Raw genomic sequence first — 11,494 nt, forward strand, 5'->3', positions numbered from 1 at the left:
CCGCGCGACGCGCTGTAACGCAGTCGTCATGTTGGCTCGCGCCGGGCGGGCACGATTGCGCCGACTGTTGCCCTACGGTTACGGCTGAAGCCTCGTATCTCCGGTATCAAGTTTCTCCGGAGCCAGCGTGGGGGTGAGTATGGCGGAACCAGCGCAACCGAGCCTGATCGGCAGGACGATCGATTACGTCCTGGGCCGCAATACACTGATCGGCATCGCCTCGTTCATGCTGTTGATCATCTCGGGCTACGCGACGTGGCACGGCATGCGCGATTTCATCGTCGGCGTGTCGGCAACCCCTACGGCACCCGCGGCCGGAGGCATCTCCATTTCCAATGACGTCCTCGTCATTGCCGTCGTCGTGGCTCTCACCTTTCTGATGTGGCTGACGCTGCGCGAGACGTTCGGCGCCAAGCGCCGCCTGCGTGAACGCATCGTCACGTTTCCGCTCTACGTGTTCCTCGCAGTCTGGTCGATCGGCTTCGGCTACGGTTTCTGGTGGAGCCTGATTTCAGGGGAGGAGGCGACGAAGACGGGCCTTGCCGGTTTGCAGGAGGACGCCCGCGACGCAAGCGCTGCCGTCGCTGCCCGGCTCGACGCCGTTCGCGGCCAACTCGACAGTGTCGTCACCTGGTCCGATAGTCAAATGACGCGCGAGGAGACGAGCGGCGGCAGTTGCGGCGTGGCTTCGGGTGCCGGAAAGGGTCCGCTCTACAATGCGCGACGGAGCGTGCGCGATGGCGTCAGCGCCCTTCGCGACGGCATGACGAAGTCGTGGCTCGAACCGGTCCAGGCGGACGTGCAGTCATTGCGCCAAGCAGCTGATGGGTTAAGCGGCGCAACGATCGAAGAACGCCAGCGCAATTTCGAAAACAAGGCATCCGAGATCCGTGGCCTCGCCCGCAACATCGCGGCGCGCAGCAATCAGCTCGGGCAATCGACGGCGTCCGAGATGCGATCGCTCGCCGAGTCCGTATCTCAGTCCCCCGGCAAATCCGGATCGTCTTGCTACGATCCGACGCTCGCGGAACGCCTTCGCGACGCAGCAGCGCAAGCCGATCAGCCAGCCGAACTGAAGCTGCGCGAAGCCGTGTTCAACGAAGGCCCGGCCGGCGTCGCGAACGCCGTCAAAAATCTCTGGAGCAACATCGGCGCATATACGTCGAGTGCGTTCCGCTATGTGTTTTCCGGCGGCAAGGTCTTGACAGCGGGGCATACCGGCGAAGGCGAGCCGATCACCGGTCGCGACGTCATCGCCCTCTTGGCGACGATTGGCATTGATATGGGGCTACTCGCGCTCGCGATCATCAATCCGCCGCGCGAGCCGCCGTCCGTTCGTCCTTCTGGCGCCCTCGCACGCCAAATTCGCGACGCCATCGACACCGCGATCAATCGCGCTCCCGGCGCCGATCTTGAATGGGTGCGTCGCCATTTCGTCCATCACAACAACGCGTCGTATCTTGTCATTCCGAACCTCTACAGTTGTGATCCTGACAACAAGGAGGAGGCGGCTAAGGCGATGGCGATCAATCAGCTTGCCGGCGTGTTGAGCGATCTCGACCTCGTGCGCTGGCCAAGAGGCGGCAAGTGGTGGCAATTCCGGAAAAACGAACTCCAAGCCCTGAAGACGGAAGAGTCTTCGGGTAGCGATACCGATCTGACTGAAATCCGTAAGAAGTGGGCGGAAGATCAGGGCATGTCGGGCGAGGAATTGCAAAAGTACGTCGAAAAGCGTGCCGTCAGAAATCACGGACTATTCTCGAAGGCTGAGCGCGCATTGCAAATTGCCGGATGGAGCGAGCAGGCCCGCAACGACATTGAAATTTTCAAGCTGGTCAATTCCGAAGGGCTGACGCCGCTGCTGATGGTGCTGAACGAACCGGGTGGCAGCACGACCGAAAGCGAACCGGACCAGGCCGCAAAGAACGCTTGATCAGCGTCCCGTTTGCGCCAGCATTTGTAGCCAGCTCAAGACTTCGGCCGGTCCTTGGAATGACGACTCTTCCTTTGAGAAATTCTCGCCCGCGACCTTAAGTCCGAAGCCGCCGAGATCCTCAGCCGCGCGGAAGGCCCCGACATCGGCGATGTCGTCTCCGACCATGACCGGCGTCCTCTTGGCGAACGGCGGCAGCGACGCGAGCGTACGAAGCGCTCGCTCCTTCGAGAAGCCGACAGGCAGAACTTCGACGACTTTCCGCCCGCCGCAAATCGAAAACTGATTTGGATATTTTGCGGCGAGCGCTTCAAGCATCATCAGCAGCGACGATTGCAGCTCCGGCGCCAACCGGTAATGCAATGCGATGCCGCCGCCTTTGTCTTCGAACACCACGCCCGGGAGATCCTGCACAATCGCCTTGATGTCGGTTTGCAGCGCCGGAGCGAAGCTCGGAGTCAAATTCTCGATGGCGCCATGGGACGAAAGCCTCATTTGCGAGCCGTGCACACCGGCGCCAACCAGCTTCGACGGATGCAAAAGACGGTCTGCTTCCGCGAGTTGCCGTCCCGTAACGATCGCCACCGCCCCCGAAAATCGCTCGGAAAGCGCGTCGAGAAGGCTCGGCAGAATGGTCGGCACGTGAACGGTCGACGGAGTCAGCGCCACGTCAAGCAGCGTCCCGTCGATATCGAGAAAGAGCGCGACGGGTTCATTTGAAGCGACAAGTTTCTCGACGTCGGTGCGCATTGCGGCGGCACGCGCCTGCGGCGACCAATCCGGCTCGGCTCGCGGCGCGATGTCCCTCAAGTGCTGCATTTAAAACGTCCTTCCTAGATCGAAAAACTCAGCAACGGAGCCTCGCTTTCGCGCGCGAGCTCCCGCTCCAATGCCGACCGGGTCAAAAGCCCCGACTGCGTATCGATGAATTGCACGACACTCGCAGCGTTGATCGACGCGGCGCTCAATGCGCGGATAGCGTCATTCGTATCTGCGAGATAACATGCGAACGTGGCGGAGAACGCATCGCCGGCGCCTGTTGTTGCCGCTGCGACGACATGTTGCGCCGCGCGGTAATGAAGGTCTTGCCCTCTGGCGATAAATGCGCCGTTCGCGCCGTCGGTCAAAACGACAGCGCCGACGCCAAGCTCGATCAACGCGCCCAGAAACTTCACGAGCGTCATCTCATATCCGCCGCTGCGAAGACCGCGCTTCGCGAGCGGCTGTAGCGGGTCGCCGCTTTTCACCGACAGCGGAGCCCCGCCATCTCCGAACGACTGCAATAGGCGCGGCATCAACGTCTGCGCCTCCGCGCGGTTTACACAAAGAATATCGATGTGCTTGAGGCTCTGCCAGAAATCGTCGTAACGGGCTGTGAGTTGGCGGATGCCGGGATTGACCGCCAGCAGCGCCCCCGCAGCCTTCGCGCGCTCGACGACGAGCGGATAGCAGTCAGCCGACTCATTGCTGAGATTGGCCACGTAGACGAGTTGGCGTCCAGCGAATGCCTCCGCTGGCAGATCCTCTGCGCGCAGGCGCGTATTGGCGCCGCGATACGTAAACACGGCTGCGTTCCGATCGTGCGAGGAAATGATCACCGACGTGCCGGTCGGCTCATTGTCATCGACAGCGAGCCGCGAAATATCCACGCCCTCCGCCTGCAATAATATGCGAACGGCGTCGGCTTTATCATCGCGGCCGATCTTCGCAATAATCGATGTCGAGTGGCCGAGCCTTGCGGCCGCAACCGCGGAGTTCAGCGCGCCGCCGCCGCCGCTCGTCGCGATTTGTTCGGCTTCTGTCTTTTGGCCTTCCTCGAGAAGTAGGAAAGAGCTTTCGGCGTTGCGCATCTTGATCTGTTCGATTCTGTCGCTCGCGACCGTGACGATCGTGTCGACCATCGCGCCGCCGATGGTGAGGACGTTCATCGGCGCTCCGCGGCGGCGCCCATCAGATCTCGAGACTGCCGGAACCACTGGTCCATCTCGGGGCGCCATAACCTCGCGCCGCCAGAGATACCCGTAGCCGGCGGGACGACGCTCGCCCACACCGGAAGGTCGAACGTCAGCCGCCGCGAATTGCCGCCGCCGACATAAAGCCGATCGACATTCGTCAATGCCTGCACGGAACTCAAAACTCGTTTGGCACGTTCGTTCCACGCTTCAAGGCCAAGTTCGAGATAGGCAGCGTGACCGATATAGCCATCGTAATTGCAATCGTCGATCGCGTGATGCTGTCCGAGTTCGAGTCCGAAAAATACCGTCCCATTGACGAACAGGGCGCATCCCATACCGGTCCCGAACGTCAGGACGCATTCGCGTCCCGGTCCCTTCGCGACGCCAAGCCCATAGACGATGGCATCGTTCAGGACGCGCACGGGCGCACGCAACTGCTGACTCAGCACCTGCTCGAGATCGAATTCTTTCCATTGCTGCGTGCCGAGATTGGGCGCAGTGCGAATATGCTGGTGGCCGACCACCCCCGGAAAACCGACGGAGACACGGCCGAATGTGGGCAACGTCTTCACGACGTCAGCGACGAGATCGACGATGGCGTCAGGCGTCGACGGCTTCGGCGTCTGCGTGGTTATGAAATCCGAGGTCAGCGTTCCACTTTCATTGACGGTTGCGGCTTTGATCAGCGTGCCGCCAATATCGACGCAAAGAATGTTTGGGTTTCTCGCGACTTCATCAGTCGGTGGAATATTTAATTTATCGACGATAGCAGACATCATGTCCCCGCATTCGCCCCCAAGCGATCCTTAGGGGTGCCATTTTTTACTGAGCCCTTCAATCGCTCAAGCGCTCGTCCCATATCGGCCGAAGATTTCGGCGATCGGCCGAAGCGACGCTGGCCGGCTTTGACGAGCGCCGCGAAATAGCTGCTTCCCCAGGCTTTGGAATCATATTTCCGAACAATGGTAACGAGCTTCTCGTGCCGCGCGCGCCGTTCCTCAAGCGGCATATCAAGTGCTAGCTTGAGACACTGCGCGAGGTCGTTCAGATCATAAGGATTCACGAGCACCGCGTCGGCGAGCTGCTCGGCGGAGCCTGCGAACTTCGACAGAACCAACACGCCGGGGTCGCGCGGATCCTGCGATGCAACGTATTCCTTTGCCACGAGGTTCATGCCGTCCATAAGCGGCGTCACCCAGCCGACCCGCGATGTCCGGTAGATATCGCGCAGTTCGCTGCGCGGAATCGTGCGATGAATATAATTGATCGGCACCCAGTCGAGTTCACCGAAGCGACCGTTGATCGAGCCGGCAAGAGATTCAAGCTCGGCCTTGATGTCCGCATAGGCTTCGACGCTCTCACGTGTCGGCGGCGCAAATTGCGACAGCACGATGCGCCGCCTGTATTCCGGGAACTCTTCGAGAAATTTGCCGTAGGCTTTGAACTTTTGCGGCAGACCCTTGGTGTAATCCAGCCGGTCGATGCCGATGATGCGATGGACATCGCTGGTGTCAGCGGCGGCTAGCGCTTCTGCTTCGCCCGGACCAAAGGCAAAGTCGTCGGAATCGATCCCGACGGGAAAGCACCCGATGTCGAGTTCGGTCTCGTAGACGCGAATCCGCCCCGATGGCAGCAGTCTACCGGATACACTTTGTTGTAGAAAATCGATCAGGTTGCGTACATCCGACTGTGTCTGCAACCCGATGAGATCGTAAGCGCCAAGCGCTCGTGCAATTTCTTTATTCTCCGGAATGGCGAGCAGGGCCTGCGCCGGTCCGACGGGAATGTGCAGAAAGAAACCGATGGGATTTTCAACGCCTAACTTGCGCAGCTCCATCGCCATCGGCACCAAGTGATAGTCATGCACCCAGATGACGTCGTCGGGCTCCAGCAGCGGGGCGAGATGGCGCGCGAACCTAGCGTTTACCTCGACATAGCGCGAGTAATAACCCGCTTCGAATTGCGCGAGATCGAGACGGTTGTGAAAGACCGGCCAAAGAACCGAGTTGGAATATCCGAGATAGTATTCATTGTAGTCGGCAGCGGTGAGAGGTTCGGTGACGGTCGTATGGCCGCCGACAGTGGTGGCTTTCGGTTCCGGAGAGTCTGTATCCTCGATCTGACCGTCCCATCCAAACCAGAAGCCGCTTTGGCGGGCGAGAGTATTGTAAATTGCGACGCCGACACCACCTGCCTGTTGCGCGGCGTTGAAATCGATGACGCGGTTGGAGACCATAACAAGTCTGGTCAAGAGACCTCCTTCTGCATAACGGGCGGCCTCGGAAAACGCCGGCCCCCGCGTAGCATTGCGGTGTTTAAACCCCCGAGATCGCAAGGGGTTCCCTTCCGCGACGGTCTGCCTGTTCCGGTAAAGTTCCGGACTAAAACCCGTAGTGATGTTAACGCACGCGGCATCGGCAGCGCCTTTCGTCGCGCTTGTGAGCATCAAGTCTCGCTTGGCTCGGCATTACATGATAACAAAAGGGCAGAGAAAATCGGGGGCAGCGCGCGACTTCTGCTGCAGCTTCCGCCTGGAATGCTAGATGGAGGCGCGGGCCGCCCGTGCCGCGAATGAGCAAGCTCGTCGACAACTTGATCGAACGAGTATTTCCGCGATTGCGGCGCAAGCCCCAGTACGCTTATCCTGCAGCGATTGCGATTTTTCTCATTGCTGCTGCCGCGCGCATGGGCCTTTCGCCATGGCTGGAAAACAGCACCCCCTTTCTGACGTTCTTCGTCGCGGTCTTGCTTGCGTCCCTTGTAGCGGGCACGGGGCCTGGCCTCGCCGTCGTCGCCGCGTCATTTATCTTCAGCTGGTATATATATTTTCCGGGACCCGGTTGGTTCCCTCTCGACGGTTCGGCTGTCGTAGCACTTGGGAGCTTTGTTCTTTTCTCCCTGCTGATCGTTACGGTCGTCCATCTCCTTAATCGCAGAGTCGAGGGACTTCTGGACGAGCGAATGCGCAGTGAATCTCTCCTTCAAGACAGCGCGCTCGGGGAACTGCAACTCGAACAACTCAACATCGAGCTCCGGCATCGCCTCAAGAATACGTTTGCCGTTATCTCAGGTCTCATCAGCCAGTCCGCGCGACACACGCGAGACGTCGATCAATTTGCCGCCGCACTCGCCGGACGGCTTTCGGCGATGGGCAACGCCATTGATTTGGTCGCGACACGCAATTTCATCGGCGCATCTTTAAACGAGCTAATCGCGGGGACATTGAAACCCCTCGTGCCGCCCGGTAAAGCGCGCTTCGTGATCCGTGGGCCGGAGACAATCATACCGGGCGATGTCGCAAGTGCTCTCGCATTGACGCTGCATGAACTCGGCACGAATGCGATCAAGTATGGGGCCTGGTCAAACAATGGGGGCTCAGTCAGCGTGACGTGGACGCTCACGCGCCTCGATAACGACGATAGCCGCTTTGAACTCCTGTGGAGCGAACGCGGCGGTCCGGCCGTCAGCGCGCCGGAACGGCGCGGTCTCGGAACGACCCTCATCGACAGCGGCTTTCCGACGGCTCAAGTGGAACGGCGGTTCGACGAAGGCGGCGTGCAATGCAGCTTGGTCGCCGTCTTGAGACAGGCAACCACGCGCCGAACACGCGGTCGCGCGCCTTCTGTCCGTTGATGCCCAAGGCGAGCGCCGTCAAAGAGAATTGCGCACGCCCCGACCTGCAAGAACCGCTGATATATCGTTGTCGCCGACGCTCTGCCTGTTGCTCTCCTTGATGTCATGGCGCTCGGCCGCCGAACCCGTCCACGCGTCTTCCCATTTTCGCGACAGCGTCATTCCAGAGTTGATCAATCCCGCCATGGAGTAGGTCTGCGGAAGATTGCCCCAGAGTTCGCCGGTCGCAGGATGCAAATCTTCGCTGAGCATCCCGAACGAGTTACGGTTCTTCAAAATCTCATTGAAGATATCGCGTGCTTCATCCGCGCGGCCTATCGAGGCAAGTGCATCGATGTACCAGAATTGGCAGGCGAGGAATGCCGCTTCCGGCAAACCGAAATCGTCCTCGGCTGCGTAGCGCAGCATCAGACCGTTACGCATCAGCTCGCGGCCGATCGTGTTGCACGTCTTGATGAATCGCGGATCGTCGGCAGGTAGGAAACCGAGATCCGGCAGCAGCAGCACGCTCGCATCAAGTTCCTGGTGATCGAACGCGCCTGTGAACGAGCCCCGTCTTTCGCTCCAGGCGCGCGCTAGAATTTCGGCGCGGATACGCTCCGCCGCAGCCGCCCAATATGTGACCCTGTCCGCAAGGCCGAGCAGTTTTGCAATCCGCGCGAGGCGGTCGCAAGCGACCCAGCACATGGTAGCCGAATGCGTATGGATGCGCTGCCGTCCGCGATATTCCCAAATTCCCGCATCCGGTTCGAGATAAAGATTGCGCGCTTGCTCGCCAAGCGCCTCAAGCTCCCGGAACAAGCTGATATCGCCCATGCGCGGCAATCGCTGATCGATGAACATCTGGGTCGCGCCGAGAATAACGCTGCCATAAGCATCATGCTGCAATTGGCCGGATGCGAGATTTCCGAGGCGAACCGGCCCCATGCCTTGGTAGCCCCGAAGGTTCGGCGCGATCTGCTCTTCGGCCGTGTCGTTGTGAACGATACCGTAGAAGGGCTTCAGAGCACTTTTGCCGTCGCCAACGATGGTGGTGATATAATCGAGATAATGCTCCATCGATTGCGTCGCGCCGAGCCGATTGAGCGCACGAATGACGAAATAGGCGTCGCGCAGCCAGCAAAAGCGATAATCCCATGTTCTCGGCGTATTCGGAGCTTCCGGAATGGACGTCGTGAGCGCGGCGGTAATTGCGCCGGTCTCTTCGAACGTGCAGAGCTTGAGCGAAATCGCCGCCCTGATGATTTCCGGTTGCCATTCGTAGCTGACCGCGAGCCCGCGAACCCACCCGATCCAGAAATCACGCGTGCGTTCTAGAAATTCCCGGGACAGTGCATCGATCGAACCCTCGATCGGCTCGTCGGGGCCGATCACGAGCGTTGCCGGATGCGTGAGCGCAAACTGCGTTTCGTGTTCGATGTAGGAAACGGCAAGGTCAGTGGTGACCCGAACCGCCGTTGAACCGCACATATAGCGAATGTGGTTCGAACCGTGCGACGCGCTGGGAGCGACCTGTCCGTAGCCATGGGTGGGCCGAATGCGAACGGAGATCCGCGGCAGACCTCGCAACGGTTCGATGCGGCGCACCAGTTGCGACGGATGAAACGAGCGATCGTAGCGCCAGAACCGAGGCGCGAAGTCCGTCACCTTCACCACCGCGCCGCTGTCCGAGATCAGGATCGTCTCGAGGATGCAGGTGTTGCGCACGTAACTCGACGTTGCCGAGACCTGGCCCTCAAGAACAACGTCGCAGAAGCCCTTTTCTTCGTTGCCCGCGAGCAGGCGGCAAAAAACAGGATCGCCGTCGAGTCGCGGGAAACACCACCAAACGATGCGAGCGCCCTTATCTATGAGCGCGGCGACTCGTCCGTTACCGATGGCCGCGACATCGAGCGAAGAGCGATAAGAACTGGCAGTCATCAACTTCCCCGATAGAAAACCCATGCAGTCGAGAACAACGCCGAAGGCTGCCTATGGTTGCGTGCGCTGCACAATGAAGCATGAAGCGCGCGCCAAGCATCGGAGCGAATTTCCGGACGTCGCCGACTATGCAACCTGATCGGCCGCGTCGGCAGCGTCATGCTGCCCAGTGCGATAGGCCAGCATCTTGACGAGGTCCTTCACGTCCGCCGGATTATAGGGTTTCGTAAGGTGCGGATATTCGCGCAGGCGAGGCGGCAGGAACACGAGATCGTTGTAGCCCGTGGTGAACGCAAACGGGATATTCTTGCGATCCAGGATCTCCGCGATCGGCGCACTATTGTCGGCGCCAAGGTTGATATCGATGAGCGCAATGTCGAAATTCGAATCCGCCGCTGCCCGCAGCGCCTCGGAGAGCTGGGCGTACGGCCCGACGACCGTGTGACCCTCTGCCTCAAGGTCGAGCTTCAACTGCATGGCGATCAACGCTTCGTCTTCGACGAGGAGAATCCGACAGCTGCTCGTCTCCGGCATATTTGCCGCGAGCAACGGCGCGCGGGACTTTGGCACAATCGCGATGTGGCGCGTGCCGACCATTTGCGTTCGTGATGAAAGTTCGCCATGGAAATTGAACTGGAAGCCGTCGGGCGCGAATGTCATTTCCGCCACTCCCCCGCATTCGGAAGCCGCACTGCGGATGACGGCGAGCCCAAACCCATTGCGCGCCGGCTTCATGCAGACGGGACCGCCGCGTTCTTCCCATGAGAACGCGATTTTTTCACCTTCCGGCATCGAAATGCGAGACCAGCCGACGCTGACCTTGCCGCCGGGAACCGAGAGCGCGCCATGCTTGACGGCATTGGTGACAAGCTCGTGCAACACCAGCGCCATCGACTGCCCGAACTTCGATGTTAGCCGTATGCGATCGCCGTCGACGACGATGTCGTTGTTGCTGCGCGAGCGAAACGGCGCGAGCGCGCCCTGAACGAGTTCGTGCAGGTCGACGCCTGTCCAGCTGCTTTGCCGCAACAGGTCGTGTGCTGACGACATTGCGTGAATGCGCCCGTCGAGAGCCGACGCGAAAGACGGCACGGAAACCGCATTCGAACTTGAAAGTCTGGCGATCGCCGCAACATTGGCGAGAATGTTTTTGACGCGATGATCGAGCTCGGCCATCAGCAACTGCTGATGGCTTTCAGCCGACTTGCGCTCGGTAATGTCGAGGAACGTCCCGAGCACACGGAGCGTATCTTCTTCCCCCGTATTCAGCGCCCGGCCGCGCGCCAGAATCCAGGAAATGCCCCGCGCGCTCGTCACGCGAAATTCGAGTTCGGCGGTCGTATCGGAGTAATTCGTGGTGCGGACGTAATTTCGCACTGTCTCGCGATCGTCGTCGTGAATGAGTTCCATGAAGTCGTCGAAGGTCTGGCGCTCGGGAACATTTCGATGCAGCACATCGGAGATGTTTGCCGACCACTGCAGCATCTGCGTTTTCGGATCGTATTCGAATGTCGCGAGCTTGGCCGCTTCGCTGGCAAGGCGCAAACGCTCTTCGCTCTCTTGAAGTGCAGCATGCGACGCTTGCAGTTGTTCGGTGCGCTGCTTCACGCGTTCTTCGAGTTCGGCATTGAGCGCGTCGAGCTGGCGGCTCTTCCGGAAAAGCTCCACGAAGATCTGCACCTTGGCCTTTAGGATTTCCGGCACCACCGGAACGGACACATAATCGACCGCGCCGGTTCGGTAACCCTTCAGCAGATCGTCCGTTTCGAGCCGAACCGCTGAAATAAAGATGACCGCGGTCTTTTCATGCCGCGGATGGTCTCTGATCATCGCCGCAAGCTCGAAGCCGTCGAGATCGGGCATGCAGACGTCCATCAGGATCACGGCGATGTCGTTCTTGAGGAGCGCCGTCAGCGCTTCTTCCGCCGTCGTTGCCTTGATCAGCGTCGCATCGAGGCCATCGAGGATGACTTCGTAAGTCAGGAGCTTGCCCGGTTGGTCGTCGACCAGGAGAATATTGACAGGTTCGATCGCGGCAAGTTCGGGGGCCATG

The 11,494-nt window shown here is 59.9% G+C and carries 8 protein-coding genes; 2 read left to right on the forward strand and 6 right to left on the reverse strand.

The window, feature by feature from the left end:
- Positions 1 to 139: 139 nt before the first annotated feature.
- Positions 140 to 1,933 (forward strand): hypothetical protein, encoded by a 1,794-nt coding sequence (locus tag WC811_RS15245; RefSeq protein WP_372646152.1) that lies wholly within the window; start codon positions 140 to 142, stop codon positions 1,931 to 1,933.
- Here the strand turns inward: WC811_RS15245 and otsB are convergent, their stop codons facing one another.
- From otsB to WC811_RS15265, 4 genes are read right to left on the reverse strand one after another with little or no spacing between them, the layout of a single operon-like run.
- A complete protein-coding gene (gene otsB, locus WC811_RS15250; protein ID WP_372646155.1) occupies positions 1,934 to 2,752 on the reverse strand; it encodes a trehalose-phosphatase in 819 nt (272 codons plus the stop codon).
- 14 nt (positions 2,753 to 2,766) lie between these two features.
- Positions 2,767 to 3,861 carry a carbohydrate kinase family protein gene (locus WC811_RS15255; protein WP_372646157.1) on the reverse strand — a complete coding sequence of 365 codons (1,095 nt, stop codon included), beginning with the start codon at positions 3,859 to 3,861 and terminating at the stop codon, positions 2,767 to 2,769.
- On the reverse strand, positions 3,858 to 4,667 hold the full coding sequence (locus WC811_RS15260) for an ROK family protein (RefSeq protein WP_372646159.1): 810 nt from the start codon (positions 4,665 to 4,667) through the stop codon (positions 3,858 to 3,860). Before WC811_RS15260 ends, WC811_RS15255 begins: the two co-directional genes overlap by 4 nt.
- A complete protein-coding gene (locus tag WC811_RS15265; protein WP_372646161.1) occupies positions 4,664 to 6,139 on the reverse strand; it encodes a trehalose-6-phosphate synthase in 1,476 nt (491 codons plus the stop codon). Before WC811_RS15265 ends, WC811_RS15260 begins: the two co-directional genes overlap by 4 nt.
- A gap of 320 nt (positions 6,140 to 6,459) precedes the next feature.
- Between WC811_RS15265 and WC811_RS15270 the strand changes: the two genes are divergently transcribed.
- A complete protein-coding gene (locus WC811_RS15270) occupies positions 6,460 to 7,521 on the forward strand; it encodes an HWE histidine kinase domain-containing protein (protein WP_372646163.1) in 1,062 nt (353 codons plus the stop codon).
- 18 nt (positions 7,522 to 7,539) lie between these two features.
- Here the strand turns inward: WC811_RS15270 and WC811_RS15275 are convergent, their stop codons facing one another.
- Positions 7,540 to 9,441, reverse strand: a complete 1,902-nt coding sequence (locus WC811_RS15275) for a glycoside hydrolase family 15 protein (RefSeq protein WP_372646165.1) — start codon at positions 9,439 to 9,441, stop codon at positions 7,540 to 7,542.
- A gap of 126 nt (positions 9,442 to 9,567) precedes the next feature.
- Complete coding sequence (locus tag WC811_RS15280) at positions 9,568 to 11,493, reverse strand: response regulator (RefSeq protein ID WP_372646167.1); 1,926 nt, start codon at positions 11,491 to 11,493, stop codon at positions 9,568 to 9,570.
- Position 11,494: the final 1 nt, after the last annotated feature.

This window comes from Hyphomicrobium sp. (assembly GCF_041659645.1).
Classification (GTDB): Bacteria; Pseudomonadota; Alphaproteobacteria; order Rhizobiales; family Hyphomicrobiaceae; genus Hyphomicrobium_B.

Coding starts and splice junctions, on each gene's coding strand:
- WC811_RS15255 (WP_372646157.1), bottom strand. CDS start 3,861: ATGAACGTCCTCACCATCGGCGGCGCGATGGTCGACACGATCGTCACG.
- WC811_RS15275 (WP_372646165.1), bottom strand. CDS start 9,441: ATGACTGCCAGTTCTTATCGCTCTTCGCTCGATGTCGCGGCCATCGGT.
- WC811_RS15260 (WP_372646159.1), bottom strand. CDS start 4,667: ATGATGTCTGCTATCGTCGATAAATTAAATATTCCACCGACTGATGAA.
- WC811_RS15245 (WP_372646152.1), top strand. CDS start 140: ATGGCGGAACCAGCGCAACCGAGCCTGATCGGCAGGACGATCGATTAC.
- WC811_RS15270 (WP_372646163.1), top strand. CDS start 6,460: ATGAGCAAGCTCGTCGACAACTTGATCGAACGAGTATTTCCGCGATTG.
- WC811_RS15280 (WP_372646167.1), bottom strand. CDS start 11,493: ATGGCCCCCGAACTTGCCGCGATCGAACCTGTCAATATTCTCCTGGTC.
- otsB (WP_372646155.1), bottom strand. CDS start 2,752: ATGCAGCACTTGAGGGACATCGCGCCGCGAGCCGAGCCGGATTGGTCG.